The organism is Streptomyces achromogenes, assembly GCF_030816715.1.
GTDB lineage: Bacteria > Actinomycetota > Actinomycetes > Streptomycetales > Streptomycetaceae > Streptomyces > Streptomyces achromogenes_A.
This window is the reverse complement of record NZ_JAUSYH010000001.1, coordinates 8,680,106-8,705,267: the sequence shown is the minus strand read 5'-3', so window position 1 is coordinate 8,705,267 and position 25,162 is coordinate 8,680,106. Positions and strand designations below refer to the sequence as shown.

Genomic DNA, 25,162 nt, shown 5'->3' with positions numbered 1-25,162 from the left:
GAGGTTTCGCTCCGTTCGCTCACCGCGATCACGGCGGCCTGACAGCGCGGACCGGATGCGTGGCAACAACCGTTGGGAGACCACCCCGGCGCGCAACACCCCCACCGCCGGAGTCCGGCGCAGCCGCTGGACGGCCGCCCGAGAGGTCATGGCCGCCAGGCTCCCGCTGCCGCGGCCCGCACCACGTAGTCCTCGAAGTTCCGGGGCGCTCGCCCCAACACGGTGGCGATACCGTCCGTCGTTTCGGCAATCACCCCGCGCTCCATCAACACGAACATCTCGGCGACGTGGTGCGCGTCGTCCTCGCCCCACCCCTCCGCGACCAGCGCCGCGGTGTACTCGGCGGGGGAAAGCCGCTTGTAGGTCATGGGCAGTCCGGACGCCCGGGAGATCAGCTCGACGGCCTCCTCGAAGGTCAGCGCGCGCGGCCCGGTCAGCTCGTAGATCCGCCCGGCGTGCCGGCCGGGCTCGGCCAGCACCGCGGCCGCGGCGTCGGCGACGTCCTCCAGGTCGATGAACGGCTCGGGGACAGCACCGGCCGGGAGCGCCAGTTCGCCGGCGACCAGCGGGGCGTGGAAGAGGTCCTCGTCGAAGTTCTGGTTGAAGTTCGACGGCCGCAGGACGGTCCACTCCAGTGCCGAGCCGCGCACGGCGTCTTCGGCCGAGCGCATGTCCAGGCCGAACGTGGAGTCGCCCCAGGCGTCGGCGCCGTGCCCGGAGAGCAGAACAAGGCGCTGCACGCCGGCGGCCTCGGCCCGCGCCACGAACTCGTGTACCGGTCCGGGCACGGGCGGGGGTACCACGTAGGCGGAGGTGATGCCCTGCAGGGCCGAATCCCAGCCGTCGGGGTCGGACCAGTCGAAGCGGGTCCGGCTGGATCGGGAGGCGGCGCGCACCTGCGTGCCGCGCAGCCGCAACCGGGCGGCGACCCGTCGGCCGGTCTTGCCGGTGGCGCCGAGGACGAGGGTGGTGTCGTTGCTCATGACAGCGATTCAACGGCGTCTGATCGGACGAATACATAGGTGAAAAGCCGGATCGCATGTGTGATCGTCTAACCTCGGTGGGGTGGACGCGTTCGGTGACCTCTTCCGCGGGATGCGGGCCCAGGGCTCGTTGTTCGGCAACTCGATCCTGTCCCCGCCCTGGGCGTTGCACTTCGTGGACGGCGCGCCGCTGACGTTGTGCACCGTCCTCGGCGGGGCGGGCTGGATCGTGCCGGAGCACCGCCCGCCCGAACAGCTCCGCGCCGGCGAGACGGTCATCGTGCGGGGCCCCGCACCGTTCACCTTCGTCGACGAGGTCGGCACCCGGGCCGAACCGATCGCGTGCGGCGAGCACTGCGCGACGCCCGAGCAGGGCGGGACCCGGCACCGGCTCGGCTGGAACGACTGCGACGGCGACGCCGGCGACGGCGCGACGACGCTGATCGTCGGCGCCTACCCGGTACGCGGCGAGATCAGCCGCAGGCTGCTGGACGGACTGCCCGTCGTGCTGCACGTCGTGTCCGGCGGCGGGACCGACGCCGTACTCGACCACCTCGCCGCCGAGGTCGCCACCGACACCCCGGGCCAGCAGGTGGTCCTCGACCGGCTGCTGGACTGGATGCTGGTGTGCGCGCTGCGCGAGTACTTCGACCGGCCCGGCGGCGAGCCGCCCGCCTGGTACGCCGCCCAGCGGGACCCGGTGGTCGGCGACGCGCTGCGCCTGCTGCACGCCGAACCAGCGGCCCCGTGGACGGTGTCCTCGCTGGCCGACCGGACCGGAGTGTCACGTTCCACGTTGGCGAAGCGGTTCGCCGACCTGGTCGGCGAACCGCCGCTGACCTACCTCACCCGCTGGCGCATGACGCTCGCGGCGGACCTGCTGGCCGAACGTGAGGCGGCGACCGTCGCGGAGATCGGCCGCACCGTGGGCTACTCCGACGCGTTCGCGTTCAGCGCAGCGTTCAAACGGATCCGAGGCGTCAGCCCGAGCCGGTTCCGGCGCACCGGTACGGTCGTTCCCGAGCGGCCGACCGTCCCGCCCCTGCGGCCTCCGGGCACCGAACTGCCCGTCGTCGCCGCTCCTCCTCCCGGCGTTCGTGTGCGGTCCTGATGCCAGGACCGTAGACCTGGTATCAGGAAGTCCACGGAACCGGGATCAGTTCAGGGCCGCCGCCGATGGGCGGCGGGAAGCCGTAGCCCGAGCATCTGACACAGCGGCTTGGGGGTTTTGGCGGGCTGTCGCGGGAGCCGCCATGGGGATGACACCGCCCGCACCACTGCCCGCAGTGACCGGCCCGCCGGTCTGCTCCTCGGCGGCCGGCGCGGTCCCCTCGGCCCGGGCGGGGTCCTGCCCCCTCGTCCACAGGGGCCAGCACCTCGCCGACCCGCGAGCAGGCGATGGCCCACTCCTTCCATTCCCGCTCGGCCACGGCCAACTCGGCCTGGACACGGTCGGTTTCCTCCCGCAACTCGTCAACACGACGGCGAGCACCCAGCTCACGCTGTTCCAACAGCCCAACCGCCGATGGCATCCACGACCTCCCGGGCAGCAACAGCACGACAGGCCACCACTCCCACGGGATCGCCGACCCTATGCCCGACCAGCGGAAACGCAGTCCTCAAGTCCGGAAGGACTGTGAGCTTCTCACCGAATCTGATCCATGCTGAGCGGCGCTGAACTGCGGTGGATCAGATTCGGTGAGACATGAGGTAGCCGACCATATGTCCATGAAGTTGATCCGCCTCTGGTCAGACGGAAACAAGGCCTCAGCGGTCAGAGACGCGCCGAGCAACGTTGCGGATGGCCGGCACGGTTGTCGGCCGTCAGTGGGAATTCCCCAGCGGCGGCCACTCGGCGGGGAGCTATCCGGCCGCCGGTGGTCACTCTGCGTTCCCGGATGGTTCGTTGTTCTTGATCGGTCCCGGCGGCAGCTAGGGCCTGGCTCCGGTGGCACCTGGATGGGGTTGTTGCACATGCCGTAGCGGCATGTGGTGGGGTCGGGGCACCACAGCACGAAAGGCTCCGTCTGCGATGTACCCCTCCCTCACGCCTCCCCGGCAGGTCAAGATCGGTGACGCCGCTGCGTTCGCCGGGATCACCCCACGCGCCATCCGCCACTACCACGAGATCGGTCTGCTGCCGGAGCCCGAGCGCGGCGGGGACGGCCGCCGCCGCTACGGCTATGACGACATGACCCGCCTGCTGTGGATCCGCAAGATGGCTGATGCCGGTATCAGCCTGGACGACATGCGGGCCGCCTTCGGCGAAGCCCGGGACGAAGCTGGAGACGAAGCCCTGGACCAAGCCCCGGATATCGAGTCGGTCCTGAGCAGGCTGGAGGAAACCTTGGCGGCGCAGGAGGCCGCCATCAAACGTCGGCGCGCGGCTGTCCAGCGCCTGCAGGCGGTGGGCAGCCCGCTGGGGCTGCTCTCCGAACTGGTCACGGGCCGGCTCAGCCACCTGCCCCCGGGCGCGTTGCGCCCCTCCGATCTGGACGCCCTGCTAGTCACAGAACGGATCTTCGGGCCGCTGGGCGCCGCCATCCAGGCCGGCACGTTCATCGTGCTGGCCACCCACCCCGACCTGCGGGCCGAGGAGGACCGTCTTGAGGCGGCCGAGGCCGCCCTCGACGACGGCGTCGAACCCGACGACCCGCGCGTCGAAGAGCTCGCCGTACAGCGATGCGCTCACCAAATGGCCCTGAATCAGGCCATCGAGGCAGCTGGTCTCGACGCGGCCGAGGAGAAGATCTTCGAGATCTACGACGCCGACCTGAAAGGGGAGGAGGGCACAGAGATGAGTGCCGCCGCAGCGATCACCAAGATGCCTTACGACTTCTCTCCTGCCCGGATGCGCTGCGTGGAACTCGCCGGACGGCTCTTCGGCGAGGCCCTTGCCGACGCCCACTCCGCGGACAGCTGATCGCCTGTGCCTGGCACTGACGTGGCCCGACAACCGGTCGCGTTCCTCCGCATGTGACCGATCGGGTCGGACGTCGAGCCCGGGCCGTAGGCAAGAGTGACATCACACCTGGCCGTACGTGGTGATTCCGAACTGGCCGCTGACACACGGTCAAGCCTATTCCTGCCATCCGCTATACGGGTCCAGACGCCGACGCGGCGGCCTCGCGGGCGTAGTCGGTGAAGTCTTTTGGTTGGCGGCCCGGGGCCGCCTGGACGTGGATCTTTACCTCGCCGTCGACCGGCGGCCTCTCGACAACCAGTGTGCCGGTGTCGGCCTTGGGCACGCCCCGGGCGCTTCGTGACTACTTCAACCGTTGGCGGATGCGTTGCCGTGCCCAGAGCGCCGAGACCGTGGGCACGATCGCGGGGCGTTCATCGCGGCCGGAGGCTCAGGAACCAGCCACGTTTGTGGGCGCGGTCCAGCCGGTAGCTCGGATCCACTCGACCAGGTCCAGGGTGGCCGGCTCGATCGAGCGCACCACCGCGAGGTCCGAAGGATATTCCGGCGCCTTCGCGAACTGGCGGAACATCGCCTTGTCGAGGTCGTTGGGAAGCACGCTCAACGGGAGGGTCTCGTACCGTGCCGGGAGCCCGGCGCGCGCGCCGAACGCCGCGGCGATCTGGGGGCCCGTCAGCTCGTCGCCGACGAGCTCGACGGCTCCGCCGGGCGCCTCCGCGGTGCCGAGCAGGAGCGCGGCGGCGACCCGGCCGATGTCCCTGACCGAGATCATCTTCAGGGCGACGTCCTCCGGCAGCGGCAGCCTCAGCACGATCTCCCCATGCTCCAGGCTCGGTGCCATCACGCTCGCGAAGTTCTCCATGAATGCGGTCGCGCGAACCATCGCGGCCCTCAGGCCGGACTTCCTCAGGTGCTCCTCGATCCAGTGCTTCGAGTCGTGGTGCGGCACACCCGACTCCCGGTCCGCTCCGAAGACCGAGTTGAACACGACGTGCGGGACGCCCGCCTCGACCGCCGCGTCGACGAGCGCGGTACCGATGCGGATCTCCGCCTCGACCTCTTCGAGGCTGTTCGCCTCCGGGGTCATGAAGTAGAACCCCTCGACCGACGCCAGCGCGGCGGCCAGCGACGCCGGGTCGTCGGCCCGGATGGCCGCCAGCTCGACGCCGCGGACGGCCAGCGCCTGAGCCCGGTCGGACTGCGGGTTGCGGACCAAAGCCCGCACCCGCGCCTTGTGGTCCAGCAGCGCGTCGACCACCGCCCCGCCCTGTTGCCCCGTCGCGCCTAAGACTGCGATCGTGCCGGTCGTCTGTGTGCTCATCGCTGCCACCCTTCACTGGTTCACGGCATGAACGAAACTAGTTCATGGCATGAACTACGTCAACGTGCGGATGTAGCAACCTCACGGTGTGATGGGTTGGTTCGAGGTGGGCGAAGAGAGGTCCGAGGTGTCCACGATGGCGGTGGCCACGCGCTCGAAGTCGCGCTGATCGTCCGCGTCGAGGTTCCTCGCGATCTCGGGCAGGCGCTTGGCGACCTCGGCGTAAACGGCCTCGCCGAGCACCTTCCCCGTGGGCGTCGCTCTGAGCATGACGACCCGTCGATCCTGCGCCGAGCTTGCCCGGCCGACCAACTCGCGCCGCGCGGTGCGATCGACCAGCTGGCTCAATGCGTTCTTGGTCATACCCAACGACGCGGCGAGGTCAGCCATCTGCCGCGGCTCGTTCCTGACTGCGCAGAGCAGCGTGGCCTGCGAGGGGGTCAGGTCGAACTCGGCGCAGATCTGCGCGTACTTGCGTTGAATCACAACCGAGAGCCAGAAGAGCTTGTCCCCATAGTCCACGCCGGCCTCCCCGTCCGATGACGAACGATCAGCCTACTCGTCGCGGGCCGGCAGACCACGCCACTCACCAGGAGATGCACACCTCTGCGAGACCGGCCTGGCACTCTTACCCCAACCCCTTTGATCGACTTACCCCGTCCCTTCACCCTCAAGTGGCGCCTCTACCGGCGCGCGACGGGTCGCGCGCCGGTGCCATGTCACTTCTGTGCCGCGTCGAGGTGCGGTAGTCGGTGTATCCGGTGCGGTCGCCGCCGTAGAAGGTGGCCGGGTCGGCCGCGTTCAGCGGGGCGTTCGCCTGGACGTGCCAGACGCCACTCGCTGCCGGTGAGCCGGGACCAGACCAGGGCGGAGAAGCCGACGCGGACCCGAGCCCCTCCCTGGGAGCCGCCGACGATGAGTCGGCGTCTGCTGGGGTAGTTCTCGACGATCCTCTGCAGGTCCGACACGGGGAGAGTCCAGTTCTCGAAGCCTTTCCGTCGGGCGGCGTAGTCCACGGCCGGCTGGTCAGCGACGTGATCGGTGAGACGTTGGAACAGCATGGACAGTTCGGCTCGGCGACCGTACAAGCGCTCCTCCAAGGGGCGGAACCTCCCCCAGGCGGCCATCCAAGTAGGAGGGATGCGATGCCGAGATAGGCTCCCGCCTCGTTCAACGACATGCCCGTGGCCGGCTGGACGAGATGGACTGCGAGGCCTCTGCGGACCGCGACGTTCCCAGGGAACCCCGGGGTAGGGCCACTCCATCTCCTCGCCCCAGCCCTCCCGCACGGGCAGCGGCATCATCACGTCCCGCAGCAGCATCGCGATGTCCACCGAGGTGTCCGAGACCATCGTCAGGCGGAATGCGCAGCATGAGTGCGTGTAGACGTCCAGGGCCAGCGTGAGCATCACCGAGACCGGCTCGCCGAAGACGCTCTCGCGGAGCTTGACCGGCAGGGGCGTCGAGTCCAGCGCGACCACCTGGCCCGGGCGGTGCACCACCACCCGGGGCCCGGTGTCGTCCAGCATCTCCGCCGTCCCTAGATGCCGCTGGCGGGCGCCGCCCGGCCCGAACCACTCCCGCCGGATCCGGGTCAGGGTGTCGCAGCTGGAGATGTCCTTCGTCGGGAAGTCGGGGAACCGCTCGGCCATGTACTGGTGCAGCAGGCGGTGCTTGCCCCGCATGGAGATCCGGGAGCGCCGCACCGACTCCTGCCGAACGGCGAGGATCGCCTCCCGGATCTCCGGCCGGACGACCCGGCCGGTCCTGCGTCGTGTCCAGCGGCCGTCCGCGCAGGCAACCACCAGTTCGTCAACGTGCGGCGCTGACAGGCGGATCAGCGTGCGTTCACACACGCGTCGGAACGGACCTGGCCATCCACCTTCGGACTCACTGCCCCACATCACCAGCTCACGTAGCGTCCCCGCAGCAGATGATCACAACTGACCGCTCCGCAGAGTAACCACAGAGCAACGACAGCGTCGTCTGCCGACAAGCGTGCTGATTTGCCAACTGCGATGCGTCGTCACATTGCAGCGGCTGCACAGCAGGCTCGGCCACCAGACGCAATGGGTCGACAGAGTCTTGGCATTGAGTCCACAGATCCTGGTTTTGCGTCGACTGTCCCACTGGGCTCGGCACGAGCCCGCTAGGTTCGGTCTCCGTGATCGTCCATAGGAAACGCCTGGGTGCCGCAACCACGGCCCCAGCATGTTTGGGGGAAAGATGAACACTTCCATTCGCAAGCGGACCGTAACCGTCCTTGCCACTGCCGCTCTCGTGACGGGCACCGCATTGACGATGGGCGCGGGTTCCGCCTCGGCCGCCCCGAACGCCACGTTCTCCGTCGGTGCGCTGCAGAGTGACGGCTCTCGCACCATCACCATCAAATCCGGTGGCACCACCGCCGGCACCGTCAAGTGGACGGCCAACGGGGACACGCTGACTGCGACCGACTCCAAGGCCGACGGCTACGGCATCTCCGGCTACGTGACAGCCGACCCGTATCTCATCGCGAACACGGCCGGCCACGCGTCTCCGTACACCGCCACCGCGCACCGGGATCTCGCCGAGGACAAGTCCTACACGTACTGGGCTTGCATCGGAAACAACAGTGAGGGCCTGCTCTGCTCCGACGTCTACAAAGTCACTTCGTAAGCACCCCTGACGAAGCGGGCGACCGGAGCATCGTGGGCAGCGCTCGGGGCTGCCTCAGGGGCGGAGCGAATGCGTGGAGTTCCCGATAAGTAACATCACGCAGGTCCCGCGGTCGACCGGGTGACGGGTCGCCCCGTTGCGCGGATCCCGGCCTTCCGGCCGGGGAGGCGTGCGCCCTGCGCCGATGCGGTGCCGAGAAGAGTGTCGGCACCGCATCGGCCGTTCCATCATCCGTCGGCGCTCCTGGCGCTTCGCACCTGGGTATCGCGCCGAAGCACGATCCGGGGTCCTTGGCTTGTGGCGGTGCGCGCGGTGAGACCGGCAGTCGGCTTCCAAGCCCTTCCGAGAGACGCCGACAGCCGAACCTCACTGTTTGGTCTAGGAGTTCGGATGCATCTGTGCAAGCGGGCGATGGTCACTCTGTTCGTGGCTGCAGCGGCCTTCACTGCCGTCGGATCCCAGGCCATAGCCACACCCATGCCCTGGGAGACCAGCAAGGCTCCCGGTGCCGTCACCCACAGCACCCCTTCGGTCGGCGAGAGCGGCGCCGTCACCGTGTGGTGCGTAGGTGGCTGCTACCAGTAGTCGGCCGGGCGCCTCGAGCGCGCACAACGCCCGACTGCGGGCCGCTCCGGCCGGCACCGTCTACAACTCCGGCGGGTGCACGAGCTACTGCCTGGACGTCGACGGCCGCACAGCGTCGGCTGGCCTTGGTCCACCGGCCCGCTCCGCGCCGAGGTCGGCCGGATCGACGTGCGCGGCTTCACCGTCACCGGCGTCCCCGGCGGCGTCACCGGCCTGCGGCAGAGCCCCGCGTGACCAGGGTGCGGCCTGCGAAGCGCACGGTCCCTCGAGGTGTCACGGCACCCCGGCTTGACGTGCCGTCAGACGTCCACCAGGCCGGGGAGGTGCTCGGCGAGGTGCATCGAGTGCAGCCGCGCGAACTCGTCGTGCGTGCAGCGTCCATAGGCGGGGTGGGGGGCGTGCTCCGCGGTGTGACCGGTGAACAGGGTCACCGCATCCGTGAGGCCGGTCGCGGCCTCGGTCACCGGGAGTGCCGGATCCAGGGAGGGCGCTCCGTCGATCTCGGCAGCGAGCGAGTGCTTCATGGTGCCGCGGAGCAGGAAGACCCGTTTGGCCAGGGCGCCCGCCGTCGCCCGGAACAGGGCGGGCTTGAGCGCGGGGTAACCGGTCACGGAGTAGCGGACGGTCTGGGCACAGTGCTGCAGCGTCTGGGACAGGTTCCAGGAACTTCCCGGAGCCAGCAGCTCGCGCTCGGGGCGGCCGAGGTTGTGATGCAGTCGTTCAGCGAGCCGGGCGAGGTCGATCGGGGGCATGCCGTGAGCCTACAGTGATACAAAACGAAACTATCTCGTTCTCGCGAGCCCGCCGTTCCGAAGCCGGGGCCACTCCGTCACCCCCCGGCAATCCGGAGAGGTGCACACGGCCGAGCAGTGCCGTGGTCCCTGACGGCGACCTCGCCGAGGCTGCTTCAGGGCCTGATCGGTGGCAGGGGCGGCAGGAGTCGAACCTGCGGCATCCGGCTTTGGAGGCCGGCGCTCTGGCCATCTGAGCTACACCCCTTCGGTGGGTGACAGCTTGGCATGACCGACCGCGGCATCTCCAAGGGATTTCGCCGAGCGCCACCTTCACGGTTTACACACGAAAGGAACACCTACCGATCACTTCCGGTAGGCTCCAGGCGCTCCATTCGCACCACTGAGGGGGGAATCCTCATGCCTATACGCCTCGCCCTGGCCGCAGTTGTCGCCGCGGGCACGATCGCTGTGATCACCGCCGGACCGGCCCAGGCCACCGAGTACACGTCCGCGCTGAAGATCAAGGGTGTCCAGTACGACGCCCCCGGCAGCGACTCCAACCGGTGTACCGGCGGCAACACCAAGAACGAGTACCTGACGATCAAGAACTACTCCCGCACCGCGACCGTCGACCTCAAGGGCTACGTCGTCAAGGACGCCACGGGCAACAAGTTCACCTTCGCCGCCAGCCACAAGCTCGAGCCGGGCGACTACGTGAAACTGCGCGGCGGCCGGGGCACCAACTCCGACGCGGGCAACGTCGTATACCGCCAGAACTGCAACTTCATCTGGAACAACGACAAGGACACCATCTACCTGCTCAAGCCCTCCGGCGCCAAGGCAGACGTCCACTCCTACACCAAGCGCGCCAACGACGCCGACGGCAACGGATACATCAACTACCACGGCTGACTTCCCGCTGAGCCGATCCTTGCCCCGCGGGGCAGCACGAGGACCTGTCTGCCCGTGTGGTGGCAGTCAGGTCCTGGGAGCGGGCCGGCAAGGGCTCAGCCGGTGACCCAGTCCGTGCGTGTGTGGGTGAACTCGCGGAGGCCGGTGGCAGCCAGTTCGCGGCCTTGGCCGCTGCGCTCGGTGCCGCCGAAGGCCAGGCGCGGGTCGGATGCGACGGTCGCGTTGGCGAAGGCCGCGCCGCTGGTGATCCGGCGGGCGCTGACCGGACCGCGGGTGGCCACCGGGGGGATCAGCGCCGCCGACAACTCCGGGGTCAGGCCCGTACGTCGAGGCGGTGATCGCCCGCGTAGACATTCATGGTTCCGCCGCGCAGGAAGCCGACGAGGGTGAGTCCGGTCTCCTTGGCCAGGTCCACCGCGAGGGAGGACGGCGCGGAGACGGCGGCGAGCACGGGGATGCCCGCCATGACGGCCTTCTGGGCGAGTTCGAAGGACGCGCGTCCGGAGACCAGCAGAACGGTTCGGGACAGCGGGAGTTCACCGGACCGGAGCGCGCGGCCGACCACCTTGTCGACGGCGTTGTGCCGGCCGATGTCCTCGCGCAGGTCCAGCAGGTCGCCCTCGGGCGAGAACAGCCCGGCCGCGTGCAGTCCGCCGGTGCGGTCGAACACCTGTTGCGCGGCCCGCAGTCGGTCGGGCAGGCGGGCCAGCAGGCCGGGGGTGACCCGGACCGGGGGCGTGTCCGCGATGGGCCATCGTGCCGTGGTCCGCACGGCGTCGAGGCTCGCCTTCCCGCACAGGCCGCACGACGACGTGGTGTACACGTTGCGTTCCAGCGTGATGTCGGGCAGCGGCACGCCGGGGGCGAGACGGACGTCGACGACGTTGTAGGTGTTGCCGCCGTCCTGGGTGGCTCCCGCGCAGTACACGATGTTCGTCACGTCCGAGGCCCGGCTCACCACGCCCTCGCTCACCAGGAATCCCGCGGCGAGGGCGAAGTCGTCGCCGGGGGTGCGCATGGTGACGGCCAGGGGCCTGCCGTCGAGGCGGATCTCCATGGGCTCCTCGGCGACCAGCGTGTCGGGGCGGGTGCTCGGCGCTCCGTCCCTGATCCGCAGCACGCGCCGTCGTTCGGTGACCCGGCCCATGGCCTCACTCCCAGTTCTGTCGTCGTCGGGATCGCAGCCGCTGCTCTGCGGTGCTCAGCACTCGATGACGTTGACGGCGAGGCCGCCGCGGGCGGTCTCCTTGTACTTGACCTTCATGTCGGCGCCGGTCTCCTTCATGGTCTTGATGACCTTGTCGAGGGAGACGTGGTGACGGCCGTCGCCGCGCAGAGCCATACGCGCGGCGGTGACGGCCTTCACCGCGGCCATGCCGTTGCGCTCGATGCAGGGGATCTGGACGAGGCCGCCGACGGGGTCGCAGGTGAGGCCCAGGTTGTGTTCCATGCCGATCTCCGCGGCGTTCTCGACCTGTTCGGGGCTGCCGCCCATGACCTCGGCGAGGCCGCCCGCGGCCATGGAGCAGGCGGATCCGACCTCGCCCTGGCAGCCGACCTCGGCGCCGGAGATGGAGGCGTTCTCCTTGAAGAGGAGACCGATGGCGCCGGCGGCGAGCAGAAAGCGGACGATGCCGTCGTCGTCGGCTCCCGGTACGAAATCGAGGAAGTAACGCAGGACGGCGGGGATGATGCCGGCCGCGCCGTTCGTCGGGGCCGTGACGACCCGGCCGCCGGCGGCGTTCTCCTCGTTGACCGCCATCGCGTACAGCGTGATCCACTCCATGGAGCGGGCCTGCGGGTCGCCCTCGCTGCGCAGGGCGCGGGCTGCCGCCGCGGCCCGGCGACGGACCTTCAGACCGCCGGGAAGGATGCCCTCGCGGCCCAGGCCCCGGGAAATGCAGGCCTCCATGACGCGCCAGATCTCCAGCAGGCCCGCGCGGATCTCCGCCTCAGTGCGCCAGGCCCTCTCGTTCTCCAGCATCAGCGCGGAGATCGACAGCCCGGTCTCCCGGGCGAGCCGCAGCAGTTCGTCGCCCGTGCTGAACGGATGGGGCAGGACGGTGTCGTCGAGCTTGATGCGGTCCGCGCCGGCGGCCTCCTCGTCGACCACGAAGCCGCCGCCGACGGAGTAGTACGTCTTCTCCAGCAGGGGGACGCCATCGGCGTCGTACGCGAAGAGGATCATGCCGTTTGCGTGGTAGGGCAGTGACCGCCTGCGGTGCAGGACCAGTTGGGTCGAGGCGTCGAAGGCCACCTCGTGGGCGCGGCCGATCTCCACGCCGAGCAGCCGGATGCGCCCGGTGGCGCGGATCCGCTCGACGTCCAGGTCGGCCCGGGCGACGTCGACCGTGTGCGGCTCGTTGCCCTCCAGCCCGAGCAGCACCGCCTTGGGGGTGCCGTGGCCGTGGCCGGTGGCGCCGAGGGAACCGAACAACTCCGCCCGCACGGCGGCGGTCTGGGCCAGCACCCCGTCCTGCTTCAGCCGCCTGACGAACATCCCGGCGGCGCGCATCGGGCCCACGGTGTGCGAGCTGGACGGGCCGATGCCTATGGAGAACAGGTCGAAGACGCTGATTGCCACGCCACGCTCCGTGGAGTCGGAGGGGGTGTGCCGGTCGGTGACGGCACGCCCCCTGCGGGGGTTGTCGGTTACAGGCCGGGGTAGAGCGGGTGCTTGTCGGCGAGGGCCTTGACCCTGGCCTTGAGGGCTTCGGTGTCGTACGACGGCTTCAGCGCCTCGGCGATGACGTCGGCGACCTCGGTGAAGTCCTCGGCGGTGAAGCCTCGGGTGGCCAGGGCCGGCGTGCCGATGCGCAGGCCGGAGGTGACCATCGGGGGGCGCGGGTCGTTCGGGACGGCGTTGCGGTTGACGGTGATGCCGACCTCGTGGAGGCGGTCCTCGGCCTGTTGTCCGTCCAGTGCGGAGTTGCGCAGGTCGACCAGGATCAGGTGCACGTCCGTGCCGCCGGACAGCACGTCGACGCCGGCCTCCCGGGCATCGGGGGCCGTCAGCCGCTCGGCGAGGATCTTGGCGCCCTCCACGGTACGGCTCTGGCGCTCCTTGAACTCCTCGCTCGCGGCGACCTTGAAGGAGACCGCCTTCGCCGCGATGACATGCTCCAGCGGACCGCCCTGGAAGCCCGGGAACACCGACGAGTTGAGCTTCTTCGCGAACTCCGTGCTCCGGGCGAGGATGATGCCGCCGCGGGGACCCCCGAGGGTCTTGTGGGTGGTGGAGGTGACCACGTCCGCGTACTCGACCGGGTTCGGGTGAAGACCGGCCGCGACCAGCCCGGCGAAGTGGGCCATGTCGACCCACAGGAACGCGCCGGTCTCGTCGGCGATCCGGCGGAAGGCGGCGAAGTCCAGCTGCCGGGGGTAGGCGGACCAGCCCGCGATGATCACCTTCGGGCGATGCTCCTTGGCGAGCTGCTCGACCTCGTCCATGTCGACCAGGCCGGCGTCGTCGACGTGGTAGGGAACGACGTTGAACTGCTTGCCGGAGAAGTTGATGCGCATGCCGTGGGTGAGGTGGCCGCCGTGGGCAAGATCGAGACCGAGGATGGTGTCGCCGGGCTGGGCGAGGGCGAACAGCGCGGCCTGGTTCGCCGAGGCGCCGGAATGCGGCTGGACGTTGGCGTACTCGGCGCCGAAGAGGTCCTTGAGGCGGTCGATGGCGATCTGCTCGGTGACGTCGACGTGCTCGCAGCCGCCGTAGTAGCGGCGGCCGGGGTAGCCCTCGGCGTACTTGTTGGTCAGGACCGTGCCCTGGGCCTCCATGACCGCCACCGGAGCGAAGTTCTCCGAGGCGATCATCTCCAGGGTGGACTGCTGGCGGTTCAGCTCTGCGTCGACGGCGGCGGCGACCTCGGGGTCGAGGTCGTGCAGGGACTGGTTGAGCAGGGTCATCAGCGGTCTCCTGTGAGGGTTCCGGAGGGAGGAGGGAGAGAGCGGGACGCTCAGGGGACGGCGACCGCGGCGGCGGGGACGAGCGTGCGGCGGAGCCGGTTGAAGAACTTCGGCTGGTTGAGGGAGAGCACAGCCACGGGCTTGCCCTCGTGCCGGTAGACGGCCGTGAAGGTACGGCTGTCGAGGTCCCCCTCGACGACCTCGGGCTCCGCGCCGGGGACGACGTGACCGGCGAGCTGGATGCGCGTCCGGTACTGGTCGGACCAGAAGTAGGGGGCGGTGAGCGGGGCCGGGGCGGACACCCCGGTCAGCAGGGTCCGGGCGGCGGTCCTTGCCTGCTCGGTGGCGTTGCTCCAGTGCTCGATGCGGGCGTGGCGGCCGGTGAAGGGGTGGGGGCAGCGGGCCACGTCACCGACGGCGACGACGCCCGGGACGGTGGTCGCGCAGCCGGCGTCGCACACCACGCCGTCGTCCACCAGGACTCCGGAGCCGGCGAGCCAGTCGGTGTTGGGCCGGACGCCCACGCCGGCCACGACCACGTCGGCGGGCAGCACCCGCCCGTCCGCCAGCCGGACGCCGGTGACCCGGTCCTCGCCCAGCAGTTCGGCCACGCCGGTGCCGCACAGCAGATGGACGCCGTGATCGGTGTGCAGGGAGGAGCAGACCAGGCCCATCTCCCGACCGAGTTGGCGCTCCAGCGGTACGTCGGCCGCCTCGACGAGGGTGACGTGCAGGCCCAGCCGGTGGGCGGTCGAGGCCACTTCGGCGCCGATGAAGCCGGCGCCGATGACGACGACCCTGGGCAGGCCGTCCAGCAGCTCGGCCCGCAGGGCGACGGCGTCGTCCAGGGTGCGCAGGGTGTGGACGCCGGCCAGCCCGTCGGATCCGGGGAGCGTGCGGGGGCTCGCCCCGGTGGCGACGACCACGCCGTGGGTGCGCACCTGCTGCCCTCCGGTCAGGGTGACGGTCCGGGCGACGGGGTCGAGACGGACCGCGCGTTCGCCGAGCAGCCAGTGCACGTCCAGGTCGTCGTACTCGCCGGCGTCGCCGAGGGCGAGCGCGTCGGCGTCGATGTCGCCCTTGAGGAAGTCCTTGGACAGCGGAGGGCGGTCGTAGGGAGTGTGGCGCTCCTCCCCCACGACGACGATCTCGCCGTCGTAGCCCTCTGCGCGCAGCGCGCGGACCGTGCTCAGGCCCGCCAGTGACGCTCCGACGACGGTGATGCTCCTCATGCGGGCTCCAGACGAAGAAATGTCTCACATGGCACAACGAAACGCGTTATGCGCAACATGGTTTCGGTGGAATTCGGGAGTGTCAAGAGGGTGGACCACTGATCGTTCCTGATGACGCTCCAGGTTGCACTGATCGCAACGATTCCGTCGGTGGCCCGTCCACCTGCCGCAGGGACCGGAGCGGCAGGTGGACGGGGGTTCGGGGGGGGCGGAGGCAGGTCAGAGCGCGGGTCCTGCGTCCAGCTTGTTCTGGAGCCAGGTGTGGAACTCGCCTATGTGGTGCTCGCTGGGCACCAGCACACCGCCCTTGACGTACAGCCGTGAGCTCATGCCGGGCTGGGTGCGCTCACAGGCGTCGAAGTCCTGCCGGTTGACCCGGTCGAAGAGCTCCACGGACCGGCTGACGTCCTTGCCGCTCTCGACGACGTGCGGGAGGTACAGCCAGTCGCACTCGACGACCGTGCGGTCGGCCGCCATCGGGTACATGCGGTGGAAGATCACGTGGTCGGGGACGAGGTTGATGAACACCTGCGGCCGCACGGTGATCGCGTAGTAACGGCGGTCCTGGTCCTCGGCGACACCCGGGATGCGGTCCAGGCCCTCGGAGCCGTCCACAGTGAACCCCCGCACCTCCTCACCGAACTCCGCGCCGTGCCCCACGTAGTACTGCGCGGCGTACCCGTCCGCGAACTCCGGCAGCACCTCGGTCAGTTCCGGGTGGATCGTGGCGCAGTGGTAGCACTCCATGAAGTTCTCGATGATGAGCTTCCAGTTCGCCTTCACGTCATAGGTGATCCGACGCCCGACGGACAGGTTGTCGATGTCGTACCGCTCGATCGACTCCAGGTCGCCGAGCCGCTCGACGACCGCACCCAGCACGTCCGCCTCGAAGGACGGCGGCTCGTCGGCGAGGCACACCCACACATAGCCGAGCCATTCCCGCACATGGACGTCGACCAGGCCGTACTCGGTCCGGTCGATATCCGGCATCGAGGTCAGGTTCGGTGCGGCGACCAGCTTGCCGTCCAGGCCGTACGTCCAGGCGTGGTAGGGGCACTGGAAGGCCCGCTTGACCTCGCCGGACTCCTCGGTGCAGAGCTTGGCCCCACGGTGCCGGCAAATATTGAGGAAGGCTTTGACCGACCCGTCCCGGGAGCGGGAGACGAGGACGCTCTCACGTCCGACCTGGTAGGTGCGGAAGGCGCCGGGTTTGGCCAGCTCGGAGGCGCGGGTCACACAGAACCACATGGCCTCGAAGACCCGTTCCTGCTCCTGGGCGAAGACTCCTGGGTCCGTGTAGTACGCGCCGGACAGCGTGGGGATGAGGCTGGGCGGCAAATTGGTGAGGGTCATCGAGTCACCTTCCGGGGAATTCGTGAGTGGAGGCGGACCGCGCCGGGCGAGCGGCCGGGGGTGACGGGCGCTCGATGCGGGCGGTCACAGGACCACCACCGAACGCAGGACGTCGCCGTGGCGCATCGTGGCGAACGCGGCCTCGACGTCGTCCAGGCCGACGGTCTCGGTGACGAACTCACCGAGGGGGAAGCGGCCCTGGAGGTAGAGGTCGATCAGGGCGGGAAAGTCGCGGGAGGGCAGGCAGTCGCCGTACCAGGAGGACTTCAGTGCGCCGCCGCGCCCGAAGACGTCGAGCAGGGGCAGGTCGAGGGTCAGCTCCGGGGTGGGGACGCCCACCAGGACGGCCGTGCCGGCCAGGTCGCGGGCGTAGAAGGCCTGCCTGAACGTCTCGGGGCGGCCCACCGCGTCCACCACGACATCGGCGCCGAAGCCGCCGGTGAGTTTCCGGATCGCCTCGACGGCGTCGGTCCTGGAGGCGTCGACGGTGTCGGTGGCGCCGAACCGCTCGGCCCACTTCAGTTTCCGCTCGTCGACGTCGACGGCGATGATGCGGCCGGCGCCGGCGATCTTGGCGCCGGCGACGGCGGCCATGCCCACGCCGCCACAGCCGATCACCGCGAGGGAGTCACCGCGTCCCACGCCGCCGGTGTTGACCGCGGCGCCGAACCCGGCCGTCACACCGCAGCCGAGGAGGCCGGCCGCGGCGGGGGCGGCCATGGGGTCCACCTTGGTGCACTGTCCGGCGGCGACCAGGGTTTTCTCGGCGAAGGCGCCGATGCCGAGGGCCGGGGAGAGCGGGGTGCCGTCGGCCAGGGTCATCGGCCGGGTGGCGTTGTGGGTGGCGAAGCAGTACCAGGGCCTGCCCCTGCGGCAGGCCCTGCAGGTGCCGCAGACGGCGCGCCAGTTGAGGATGACGAAGTCGCCGGGGGCGACGTCCGTGACACCCTCGCCGACCGACTCCACCACACCCGCCGCCTCATGGCCGAGCAGGTAGGGGAACGCGTCGCCGATCCCGCCCTCCCGGTAGTGCAGGTCGGTGTGGCAGACGCCGCAGGCCTGCACCCGCACGAGCGCCTCTCCGGGGCCGGGGTCCGGCACCAGGACGGTCTCCACCGAGACCGGGGCGCCCTTCCTGCGGGCGACGACGGCGCGTACCTCGTGTGTCACGGTCGATCTCCTCGTCGGGGGACGGCCGAATCCGTGCTTCGGCCGGATGTGCTGGGCGGCGGGAGGACGCCGAACGCTCCCCGGAGCTGTCGGCGAGGAAGGGGAGGGAAGGAAGGGAGGGAGTGTCTTCATCGGCGCCAGGACGGAGGCCGTGGCCGGACCATCCGCTCCTTGCGTTCTATATAGCGCAACTGCTTTCGCCATGAGCAACGACGACCAAACTGTCTCCCCGGGGGCACCCACTGTCAAGAGGCCGGCCGCGCCGACTTGCCCGTACCCCCTCGGCACCGCCCTCTTCCCCGAACGGGAGGGGCCGTGCGACCATGCGGGCGACCGGTTCCGGCCAGGGCGCCCCGCACCGGGAACACCTCGGAACCTCCGGACGCGACTGCGTATAGTTGCACTATGAGCAACTACGCGGCAGAGGGCGCAACAAGTGGGCCTGCGGTGAACGGTGTGCAGTCCGTCGACCGCGCCGTCAGCGTCCTGGAGATCCTCGCCCGGCGCGGCGAGGCCGGTGTCAGCGAGGTCGCCGCCGAGATCGATGTCCACAAGTCCACCGCCTTCCGGCTCCTCGGGGCGCTGGAGGCACGCGGGCTGGTCGAGCAGACCGCCGAGCGGGGCAAGTACCGGCTCGGTTTCGGCGTCGTGCGGCTCGCAGGCGCCGTCACGGGCAGACTCGACATCACCCAGCAGGGCCGGCAGGTCTGCGAGCGGCTCAGCGAGGAGATCGGCGAGACCGTCAACATCGCGGTGCTGCAGGAGCACTACGCGGTCAACCTCCACCAGGTACGGGGACCGGGTGCGGTCGGCACCCACAACTGGGTCGGCCAGCTCACCCCCGTGCACGCCACGTCCAGCGGCAAGATCCTGCTCGCCCACCTGTCGCAGCGGCGGCGCTCCGAGGTGCTGGAGGCGTCCGGACTGCGGAAGCTGACCCCGCACACTCTGACCGCCAAGCCGAAGCTGGAGAAGGTCCTCACCGAGGCGCGCGAGCTCGGGTACGCGGTGACGCTGGAGGAGCTGGAGGTCGGACTGCACGCGATGGCGGCCCCGATCCGCTCGCGCGACGGCGAGGTCATCGCCGCGCTCAGCGCCTCCGGCCCGGCCTACCGCTTCACCGAGGAGCGCATGCGCGAACTCGTGCCCGTGCTGACGCGGGGCGCCGAGGAGATCAGCCGCAGGATGGGTTATCTGGGCTGACCGCCCGCGAAGAGCAGTCAGCCCAGCGGTGCCCGCGCCGCCACCGCCGTCTCCACGCCCCAACGGGCCGTCACCCGCACCGCGTCCAGTGTGGAGGCGACGTCGTGCACGCGCACGCACCAGACGCCCTGTGCGGCGGCGAGCACGGACACGGCGGTGGTCGCGGCGTCACGCTCGCGCGCCGGGCGCGGTTCCCCGGTCGCCCGGTCGGCCAGCAGCCGTCCCAGGAACGCCTTGCGGGACGCGCCCAGCAGGACGGGACGGCCCAGCGCGCGGACCTCCCCGAGACGGCCCAGCAGCTCCCAGTTGTGTTCGGGCGCCTTGGCGAAGCCCAGCCCCGGATCGACGATCAGCGATCCGGGCGGGACGCCTGCCTCCAGGGCGGCGTCGATCCGCAGCCGCACTTCGCCGAGCACCTCGTCGACCACGTCGCCGTACACGGCGTTCGCCTGCATGCCGGCGGAGTGGCCACGCCAGTGCATCAGCACGTACGGCACCCCCGCCCGCGCCATCAGGGGCAGCATCCCGGGATCGGCCAGGCCCCCGGAGACGTCGTTGACCAGCCGTGCGCCCGCCTCCAGGGCGCGGGCGGCGACCTCGGCCCGCATGGTGTCGACGCTGACGACCGCGCCCGCCGCCGCGAGGTGCCGGACGACAGGCAGCACCCGTCGCAGCTCCTCCTCGACCGGCGGACGCAGCGCGCCGGGGCGCGTCGACTCGCCGCCGACGTCCACGATGTCCGCGCCCTGCTCCAGCAGGGCGATCCCGTGTGTCACGGCAGCGTGCTCGGCGAACGACAGCCCGCCGTCGGAGAACGAGTCCGGCGTGACGTTCACGACGCCCATGACCAGCGTCCTGCCGGGCCGGGGAAGGCCGGGCGGGTGCAGGTCCGGCGTCCCCGGACGCGGGGGTCTGCCGGTGGCGGGGGCCGTGACGATCACTGGTGTCCGACTTTCGACGTGCTGACAGGACCGCGTGGGCAGGACGCGTTCACGGCCCTGCCCGGCACAGCCCTGCGGGAACCCCTCACCGGAGCTCCCACAGGGACGGCGGGGTCACCCCCGCCAGGGGGTGACTCAGACGTACTCCGTCGCCGCGTCGAGCAGCCAGTCCGCCAGATACCCGGCGAACGACGAACGGACCAGGACCCAGAAACCGGCGCTGGGCTCCTCACGCGCGACCAGGACGACCTGGGTGCGGCCCAGGGTCGTCTGGGCACAACGGCCGGAACGGAAGGCCCTCGGATGCAGGTCCAGCGAGCAGCCGTGGGCCAGCAGGTCACGGGCTCCCGCGCCGGCGACGAGGACCGTGGTGCGCTGCGCGGAGACATCGGTGACCGAGACGGGCTCCTCTCCCGCGGCCTCCCGGATCCTTCTCTCCAGTTCGCGCGCACCGCCCGGCGGCCCCACGAGCAGCCACTCGTCGGGGCCGAGCCACAGCGCGGTCGACTCTCCCGCGCGGACGACGGTGTCGGGTTCCAGGGGCAGCGTGAGGCCCAGCGCGAGGCCGACGGCGTCCGCCGCCGCCCCCTTCGCGTCGAGACGCACGTCGAGCTGGGTGAGGAAGGGGAGTTCGGCCAGCCGGATCGTGCCCCCGGAGGCACGGGTGACGGCGGCCAGCCGGTCGGCGGCCCCGGCCAGCGGACTGCGGGGCCGGGAGGTCAGGGCGGTGTCAGCCATCGCGGCGGGCTCCCTCGGGGTCGTAGAGGACGGGGCTCGCGACGGTCACCGGGACCAGTCGGTCGCCCACGGGGGCGTACAGCCGCTCGCCGATGCGGTCCCGGCCGCCCTTGACCAGGGCGAGCGCGAAGGTGCGGCCGAGGGCGGCGCTGCGGTAGCTGGAGGTGACGTGGCCGAGCATCCGCACGGGCGGGGCCGGCAGCACGCTGTCGGCGACCAGGTGGGTGCCCTCGGGGAGGAACGCGGCCGGGTCCTCGGGGAGCAGGCCGACCAGATGCTTGCGGTCCGGGCGCACCGTGTCGGCGCGGGCGAACGAGCGCTTGCCGATGAAGTCGGGCTTCTTCTTGGAGACCGCCCAGCTCATGCCGAGGTCCTGCGGGGTGACGGTGCCGTCGGTGTCCTGGCCGATGATCGGGTAGCCCTTCTCCGCGCGCAGGACGTGCATGGTCTCGGTGCCGTACGGGGTGATGCCGTAGGGGGCGCCGGCCTCGTACAGGGCCTCCCACAGGGCGAGGGCCTCCCACGGGGACACGTTGATCTCGTAGGCGAGTTCGCCGGAGAAGCTGATCCGGCAGACCCGGGCCTCGATGCCAGCGACGGTCGTCTCGCGCCAGGCCATGAACGGGAAGTCCTCGTTGGCGACGGCGAGCCCGGGTGTGAGGGAGCCGAGCACCTCACGGGACCTCGGGCCGACCAGGGCGACGGTGGCCCACTGTTCGGTCACAGACGTGCAGTGCACCTTCAGTTCGGGCCACTCCGTCTGGAGCCACTCCTCCATCCAGTCCAGGACGGCGGCGGCGTTGCCGGTCGTCGTGGTGACCAGGTAGCGGTCCCGGTCGACCCGGATGACGGTGCCGTCGTCGAAGACCATGCCGTCCGGGCGGCACATGACGCCGTAGCGGATCATGCCGACCTTCAGGGTGCTCATCATGTTGGTGTAGAGCAGGTCGAGGAAGACACCGGCGTCCGGGCCCTGGACGTCGATCTTGCCGAGCGTGGAGGCGTCCATGAAGCCCACGCCCTCGCGGGTCGCCGCGCACTCGCGCAGCACCGCGGTCTCCATGTCCTCGCCGCCTCGCGGGTAGTACCAGGGGCGCTTCCACTGGCCGACGTTCTCGAACAGCGCCCCGTGCCCGACATGCCACTCGTGCAGGGCCGTCGTGCGGACCGGGTCGCTCAACACGCCCCGGTCGCGGCCGGCGAGGGCGGCGAAGGAGACCGGTGTGTACGGCGGGCGGAAGGTGGTCGTGCCGAGGGCCGAGACGTCCACCCCGAGCAGTTCGGCGACGGCCCCGCTCGCCAGCACGCCCGAGGTCTTGCCCTGGTCGTTCGCCGTGCCGGCCGTGGTGTACCGCTTGGTGTGCTCCACCGAGCGCAGGCCGGCGCCGGTCGCGCGGGCCAGGTCCGCCACCGTGACGTCACGCTGGAGGTCCACGAACCGGGGAGCGTCCGACTCGCCCGGGACGACGTACACATGCATCGCCGGCGTCGGCCGTGGCTGCGCCGGCACGGCCGGGAGGCGGGGCTCGCCGGGCGTGTATCCCTCGGCCTCGATCGCGCGGGCACCGCCGGCGGCGCCCTGGGCGAGGACGGCGGCCGGGTCGAGGAGACCGCTCGCGCTGCCCACGACCTCGACGGCCTGGCGGGCGGTGTCGGGCACGAAGGAGCCCAGTGTCTCGTCGTGGCGCAGCTTGCCGCCGGACTGGCTGAAGAGGTGCGCCACCGGGTTCCAGCCGCCGGAGACCAGCAGCAGGTCGGCGGCGAACTCCCGCTGCCCGGCGGACTCGCCGTACGGGGCCACGGTCACGGCGGTGAGACGGGACTCGCCCTCCGTGCCGGTGACGGCGTGCCCGGCCAGGACCTCGATGCCGGCGGCCGCGGCGCGCTCGGCCCACTCCCCCGGTTCGGGGCGGGTGTCGACGATCGCCGTGACGGCCAGGCCGGCCGAGGCGAGGTCCAGGGCGGCCGCGTAGGCGCTGTCGTTGGTGGTGAAGACGACCGCGTGGCGGCCGGGCAGAGAGCCGTGGCGGTTGACGTGGGTGCGGGCCGAGGAAGCCAGCATCACGCCGGGGCGGTCGTTGTCGGCGAAGGCCAGCGAACGTTCGTGGGCGCCGGTCGCGAGGACGACGCGGCGGGCGCGGATGCGCCAGACGCGTTCCCGGGAGACGTTCTCGGGGGCCGCGCCGCCGAGGTGGTTGGTGCGGCGCTCGACGGCGAGGAGATGGTTGTCGTCGTAGTAGCCGAAGACGGTCGTACGGCGCAGCACCCGGACCTCCGGGGCGGCGTCGAGCAGGCCGGCGGTCTCGCCCACCCAGTCGAGGTGTTCGGCGGTGCCGAGGAGGCTGCCGCCGGGTTCCGGCTGGTCGTCGGCGAGGATGACGCGGGCGCCGCTGTTCGCCGCCGCGGCGGCGGCCGCGAGGCCGGCCGGGCCGGCGCCGACGACCAGGAGGTCGCAGTGGGCGTGTACGGCGTCGTAGCGGGCCGGGTCGGGTTCGGTGGCGAGGCGGCCCTGGCCGGGGAGGCTGGTGGCGGCCAGGCCGTCGTAGAGCTCGACGGTGGTCGCGGGGAGCATCGGCTCGGGGAAGGGTTCCTCGATCTGGATGACGGCGTTGGGCTCCTCGACGCCGGCGGAGAAGATGCCTCGGGGGCGGCCGAGCTTGATGCTGGTGCCCGCGTGGATGACGCCGTTGGCGAGGAGGGCGGAGGCGAGGGTGTCGCCCCGGTGGCCCTGGTACTCGGTGCCGTCGAAGGTGAAGGTGAGGAGGGTGTCGCGGTCGATGCGGCCTCGGGTGGGGTGGCGGAACGGTTGGGTTGTCCCGCCCCCGCCGCCCCTGCCCGTCCCGTCCCCGGGGGCTGTGCCCCCAGGCCCCCCTTCGGCCTGAACGGCCTCGTCCTCAAGCGCCGGACGGGCTGGAGGTACCGAGCTCGGCCGGGATGTGATCCCCTCGGGGGTCTCCGGGCGTTCCTCGCCCGTGCGGTACACCGTCAGGATCTCGTTCGTCGACGTGTCGCGAAGCGCGTTGAACCAGCGGCGGCAGCCCGCCGCGTGGCTCCAGCGTTCGGCGAACGGGCCCTTGGTGTTGTCGCGGAAGAAGAGGTAGCGGGCCCACTCCTCGTCGGTGAGGGCCGAAGGTGTCTCGGGGTAGGCCACGTGGGCCTGGCCGCCGTAGTGGAACTCGGCCTCGTCGCGGGGCCCGCACCACGGGCAGGGGATGAGCAGCATGGTTGGGCTCCCTAGTGGGCCACCGCGGCCGCGCCGTGCTCGTCGACGAGCGCGCCGGTGGTGAAACGGTCGAGCGAGAAGGGGGCGTTGAGGGCGTGCGGGGTGTCGTGGGCGATGGTGTGGGCGTAGACCCAGCCGACGCCCGGGGTGGCCTTGAAACCGCCCGTTCCCCAGCCGCAGTTGAGATAGAGGTTGTCGACGGGACTCAGCCCGATGATCGGCGAGGCGTCGGGGCTGACGTCGACGATGCCGCCCCAGGTGCGCAGGACGTGGGCGCGGGCGAACACCGGGAAGAGCTCCAGGGCCGCGGCCATCTGCTCCTCGATGATGTGGAAGGCGCCGCGCTGGGTGTACGAGTTGTACGCGTCGATCCCCGCGCCCATCACCAGCTCGCCCTTGTGCGCCTGGCTGACGTACACATGGACGGCGTTGGACATCACCACCGTGGGGTGCACCGGTTCCAGCAGTTCGGAGACCAGGGCCTGCAACGGGTGGGACTGGACGGGCAGTCGTATGCCCGCCATGGCGGCGAGGACCGAGGTGTGGCCCGCCGAGCAGAGCGCGACCTTGCCGGCCGCGATGCGGCCACGGGTCGTCCGTACGCCGACGACCCGGTTGTCGACCACGTCGAGGCCGGTGACCTCGCAGTTCTGGATGATGTCGATGCCGGCCGCGTCGGCGGAGCGGGCCAGGCCCCAGGCCACATGGTCGTGCTTGGCGATGCCCGCGCGCGGCTGGTAGGTCGCGCCGAGGACCGGGTAGCGCACGTCCTGCGAGATGTTGACGATCGGGCAGACTTCCTTGACGCCGTCGGCGTCGAGCCACTCCGCGTCCACGCCGTTGAGGCGGTTGGCCTCCACGCGGCGCACGCTGTCGCGGACGTCCTGCAGACTGTGCGCGAGGTTCAGCACACCGCGCTGGGAGAAGAGGATCGGGTAGTCGAGCTCCTCCTCCAGGCCCTCCCAGAGCTTGAGGGCGTGCTCGTAGATGCCGGCGCTCTCGTCCCACAGGTAGTTGGAGCGGATGATCGTGGTGTTGCGGGCCATGTTGCCGCCGCCGAGCCAGCCCTTCTCCAGCACCGCGACCTTGGTGATGCCGTGGTTCTTCGCCAGGTAGTGGGCGGTGGCCAGGCCGTGTCCGCCGCCGCCGACGATCACTACGTCGTACGACTTCGCGGGCTCGGGGTCACGCCACAGCCAGTCGGGGTGCTCGGGGAGGTCTGCGCCAGGGGTGCGGGGGCTCATCGGACGTCTCCGCCTTCCGAAAGGTACGGA

24 protein-coding genes and 1 tRNA gene are annotated in these 25,162 nt (G+C 70.6%); 7 read left to right on the top strand and 18 right to left on the bottom strand.

Annotation, left to right across the window (positions count from 1 at the left end):
• Positions 1-146 precede the first annotated feature (146 nt).
• Positions 147-983 (bottom strand): NAD(P)H-binding protein, encoded by an 837-nt coding sequence (locus tag QF032_RS38245; protein WP_307049218.1) that lies wholly within the window; start codon positions 981-983, stop codon positions 147-149.
• Between the two features lie 82 nt (positions 984-1,065).
• Here QF032_RS38245 and QF032_RS38240 point away from each other — a divergent pair, with 82 nt between their 5' ends.
• Entirely contained in the window at positions 1,066-2,094 is a 1,029-nt protein-coding gene (locus QF032_RS38240; RefSeq protein WP_307059693.1) for an AraC family transcriptional regulator, read from the top strand.
• A 921-nt stretch (positions 2,095-3,015) separates the two neighbouring features.
• Positions 3,016-3,906 (top strand): MerR family transcriptional regulator, encoded by an 891-nt coding sequence (locus tag QF032_RS38235; protein WP_307059691.1) that lies wholly within the window; start codon positions 3,016-3,018, stop codon positions 3,904-3,906.
• Between the two features lie 172 nt (positions 3,907-4,078).
• Here the strand turns inward: QF032_RS38235 and QF032_RS38230 are convergent, their stop codons facing one another.
• The 4 genes from QF032_RS38230 to QF032_RS38215 form a co-directional block, all read right to left on the bottom strand.
• Positions 4,079-4,231: a hypothetical protein gene (locus QF032_RS38230; RefSeq protein WP_307059689.1), complete on the bottom strand. Its 153-nt coding sequence runs from the start codon at positions 4,229-4,231 to the stop codon at positions 4,079-4,081.
• Between the two features lie 105 nt (positions 4,232-4,336).
• Positions 4,337-5,227, bottom strand: coding sequence for an NmrA family NAD(P)-binding protein (locus tag QF032_RS38225; protein WP_307059687.1), 891 nt, complete (start codon positions 5,225-5,227; stop codon positions 4,337-4,339).
• An 81-nt stretch (positions 5,228-5,308) separates the two neighbouring features.
• Entirely contained in the window at positions 5,309-5,749 is a 441-nt protein-coding gene (locus tag QF032_RS38220) for a MarR family winged helix-turn-helix transcriptional regulator (RefSeq protein WP_307059686.1), read from the bottom strand.
• 197 nt (positions 5,750-5,946) lie between these two features.
• On the bottom strand, positions 5,947-7,083 hold the full coding sequence (locus QF032_RS38215; RefSeq protein WP_307059684.1) for a hypothetical protein: 1,137 nt from the start codon (positions 7,081-7,083) through the stop codon (positions 5,947-5,949).
• Positions 7,084-7,453: 370 nt separating this feature from the next.
• On the opposite strand from QF032_RS38215, the gene QF032_RS38210 reads away from it, so the two are divergent.
• The 3 genes from QF032_RS38210 to QF032_RS38200 all read left to right on the top strand — a co-directional run bounded on the left by QF032_RS38210 (position 7,454) and on the right by QF032_RS38200 (position 8,704).
• Positions 7,454-7,885: a hypothetical protein gene (locus tag QF032_RS38210; protein WP_307049214.1), complete on the top strand. Its 432-nt coding sequence runs from the start codon at positions 7,454-7,456 to the stop codon at positions 7,883-7,885.
• Between the two features lie 390 nt (positions 7,886-8,275).
• Positions 8,276-8,470, top strand: a complete 195-nt coding sequence (locus QF032_RS38205) for a hypothetical protein (RefSeq protein WP_307049211.1) — start codon at positions 8,276-8,278, stop codon at positions 8,468-8,470.
• 75 nt (positions 8,471-8,545) lie between these two features.
• Positions 8,546-8,704 (top strand): hypothetical protein, encoded by a 159-nt coding sequence (locus QF032_RS38200; RefSeq protein WP_307049209.1) that lies wholly within the window; start codon positions 8,546-8,548, stop codon positions 8,702-8,704.
• Positions 8,705-8,769: 65 nt separating this feature from the next.
• Here the strand turns inward: QF032_RS38200 and QF032_RS38195 are convergent, their stop codons facing one another.
• Together QF032_RS38195 and QF032_RS38190 are read right to left on the bottom strand one after the other, a co-directional pair.
• Complete coding sequence (locus tag QF032_RS38195; protein ID WP_307049207.1) at positions 8,770-9,222, bottom strand: DUF1569 domain-containing protein; 453 nt, start codon at positions 9,220-9,222, stop codon at positions 8,770-8,772.
• 170 nt (positions 9,223-9,392) lie between these two features.
• Positions 9,393-9,469, bottom strand: a tRNA-Trp gene (locus QF032_RS38190).
• A gap of 152 nt (positions 9,470-9,621) precedes the next feature.
• Between QF032_RS38190 and QF032_RS38185 the strand changes: the two genes are divergently transcribed.
• Complete coding sequence (locus QF032_RS38185) at positions 9,622-10,116, top strand: lamin tail domain-containing protein (protein WP_307049205.1); 495 nt, start codon at positions 9,622-9,624, stop codon at positions 10,114-10,116.
• A 95-nt stretch (positions 10,117-10,211) separates the two neighbouring features.
• On the opposite strand, the gene QF032_RS38180 is transcribed toward QF032_RS38185, so the two are convergent.
• The 7 genes from QF032_RS38180 to QF032_RS38150 form a co-directional block, all read right to left on the bottom strand.
• Positions 10,212-10,397 carry an aldehyde dehydrogenase family protein gene (locus QF032_RS38180; protein ID WP_307049203.1) on the bottom strand — a complete coding sequence of 62 codons (186 nt, stop codon included), beginning with the start codon at positions 10,395-10,397 and terminating at the stop codon, positions 10,212-10,214.
• A 32-nt stretch (positions 10,398-10,429) separates the two neighbouring features.
• A complete protein-coding gene (gene fdhD / locus QF032_RS38175; protein WP_307059682.1) occupies positions 10,430-11,263 on the bottom strand; it encodes a formate dehydrogenase accessory sulfurtransferase FdhD in 834 nt (277 codons plus the stop codon).
• A gap of 54 nt (positions 11,264-11,317) precedes the next feature.
• On the bottom strand, positions 11,318-12,700 hold the full coding sequence (locus tag QF032_RS38170; protein ID WP_306955752.1) for an L-serine ammonia-lyase: 1,383 nt from the start codon (positions 12,698-12,700) through the stop codon (positions 11,318-11,320).
• A 68-nt stretch (positions 12,701-12,768) separates the two neighbouring features.
• Entirely contained in the window at positions 12,769-14,028 is a 1,260-nt protein-coding gene (glyA, locus tag QF032_RS38165; protein ID WP_307049201.1) for a serine hydroxymethyltransferase, read from the bottom strand.
• A 50-nt stretch (positions 14,029-14,078) separates the two neighbouring features.
• Complete coding sequence (locus QF032_RS38160; protein WP_307049199.1) at positions 14,079-15,260, bottom strand: NAD(P)/FAD-dependent oxidoreductase; 1,182 nt, start codon at positions 15,258-15,260, stop codon at positions 14,079-14,081.
• A gap of 219 nt (positions 15,261-15,479) precedes the next feature.
• Positions 15,480-16,613, bottom strand: coding sequence for an aromatic ring-hydroxylating oxygenase subunit alpha (locus QF032_RS38155; RefSeq protein WP_307049197.1), 1,134 nt, complete (start codon positions 16,611-16,613; stop codon positions 15,480-15,482).
• Between the two features lie 84 nt (positions 16,614-16,697).
• Positions 16,698-17,783, bottom strand: coding sequence for an S-(hydroxymethyl)mycothiol dehydrogenase (locus tag QF032_RS38150; protein ID WP_307049195.1), 1,086 nt, complete (start codon positions 17,781-17,783; stop codon positions 16,698-16,700).
• Between the two features lie 405 nt (positions 17,784-18,188).
• Between QF032_RS38150 and QF032_RS38145 the strand changes: the two genes are divergently transcribed.
• Positions 18,189-18,986, top strand: a complete 798-nt coding sequence (locus QF032_RS38145) for an IclR family transcriptional regulator (protein WP_307049193.1) — start codon at positions 18,189-18,191, stop codon at positions 18,984-18,986.
• A gap of 17 nt (positions 18,987-19,003) precedes the next feature.
• Here QF032_RS38145 and folP read toward each other — a convergent pair whose 3' ends face one another.
• The 4 genes from folP to QF032_RS38125 all read right to left on the bottom strand — a co-directional run bounded on the left by folP (position 19,004) and on the right by QF032_RS38125 (position 25,132).
• Entirely contained in the window at positions 19,004-19,831 is an 828-nt protein-coding gene (gene folP, locus QF032_RS38140) for a dihydropteroate synthase (RefSeq protein WP_307049191.1), read from the bottom strand.
• Between the two features lie 231 nt (positions 19,832-20,062).
• The gene (locus QF032_RS38135; RefSeq protein WP_307049188.1) at positions 20,063-20,665 is read right to left on the bottom strand and encodes a sarcosine oxidase subunit gamma; all 603 of its coding nucleotides are present in this window, start codon (positions 20,663-20,665) and stop codon (positions 20,063-20,065) included.
• Positions 20,658-23,888, bottom strand: a complete 3,231-nt coding sequence (locus QF032_RS38130) for a sarcosine oxidase subunit delta family protein (protein ID WP_307049186.1) — start codon at positions 23,886-23,888, stop codon at positions 20,658-20,660. The genes QF032_RS38135 and QF032_RS38130 overlap by 8 nt, the downstream gene beginning before the upstream one ends.
• Before the next feature lie 11 nt (positions 23,889-23,899).
• Positions 23,900-25,132: a sarcosine oxidase subunit beta family protein gene (locus tag QF032_RS38125; protein WP_306955740.1), complete on the bottom strand. Its 1,233-nt coding sequence runs from the start codon at positions 25,130-25,132 to the stop codon at positions 23,900-23,902.
• Positions 25,133-25,162: the final 30 nt, after the last annotated feature.

What these genes read in the sequence shown, in the direction of transcription:
- QF032_RS38205 (WP_307049211.1), top strand. Translation starts at nt 8,276, where the DNA reads ATGCATCTGTGCAAGCGGGCGATGGTCACTCTGTTCGTGGCTGCAGCG.
- fdhD (WP_307059682.1), bottom strand. Translation starts at nt 11,263, where the DNA reads ATGGGCCGGGTCACCGAACGACGGCGCGTGCTGCGGATCAGGGACGGA.
- QF032_RS38225 (WP_307059687.1), bottom strand. Translation starts at nt 5,227, where the DNA reads ATGAGCACACAGACGACCGGCACGATCGCAGTCTTAGGCGCGACGGGG.
- glyA (WP_307049201.1), bottom strand. Translation starts at nt 14,028, where the DNA reads ATGACCCTGCTCAACCAGTCCCTGCACGACCTCGACCCCGAGGTCGCC.
- QF032_RS38195 (WP_307049207.1), bottom strand. Translation starts at nt 9,222, where the DNA reads ATGCCCCCGATCGACCTCGCCCGGCTCGCTGAACGACTGCATCACAAC.
- QF032_RS38185 (WP_307049205.1), top strand. Translation starts at nt 9,622, where the DNA reads ATGCCTATACGCCTCGCCCTGGCCGCAGTTGTCGCCGCGGGCACGATC.
- QF032_RS38125 (WP_306955740.1), bottom strand. Translation starts at nt 25,132, where the DNA reads ATGAGCCCCCGCACCCCTGGCGCAGACCTCCCCGAGCACCCCGACTGG.
- QF032_RS38160 (WP_307049199.1), bottom strand. Translation starts at nt 15,260, where the DNA reads ATGAGGAGCATCACCGTCGTCGGAGCGTCACTGGCGGGCCTGAGCACG.
- folP (WP_307049191.1), bottom strand. Translation starts at nt 19,831, where the DNA reads ATGGGCGTCGTGAACGTCACGCCGGACTCGTTCTCCGACGGCGGGCTG.
- QF032_RS38210 (WP_307049214.1), top strand. Translation starts at nt 7,454, where the DNA reads ATGAACACTTCCATTCGCAAGCGGACCGTAACCGTCCTTGCCACTGCC.
- QF032_RS38235 (WP_307059691.1), top strand. Translation starts at nt 3,016, where the DNA reads ATGTACCCCTCCCTCACGCCTCCCCGGCAGGTCAAGATCGGTGACGCC.
- QF032_RS38135 (WP_307049188.1), bottom strand. Translation starts at nt 20,665, where the DNA reads ATGGCTGACACCGCCCTGACCTCCCGGCCCCGCAGTCCGCTGGCCGGG.
- QF032_RS38155 (WP_307049197.1), bottom strand. Translation starts at nt 16,613, where the DNA reads ATGACCCTCACCAATTTGCCGCCCAGCCTCATCCCCACGCTGTCCGGC.
- QF032_RS38145 (WP_307049193.1), top strand. Translation starts at nt 18,189, where the DNA reads ATGAGCAACTACGCGGCAGAGGGCGCAACAAGTGGGCCTGCGGTGAAC.
- QF032_RS38130 (WP_307049186.1), bottom strand. Translation starts at nt 23,888, where the DNA reads ATGCTGCTCATCCCCTGCCCGTGGTGCGGGCCCCGCGACGAGGCCGAG.
- QF032_RS38245 (WP_307049218.1), bottom strand. Translation starts at nt 983, where the DNA reads ATGAGCAACGACACCACCCTCGTCCTCGGCGCCACCGGCAAGACCGGC.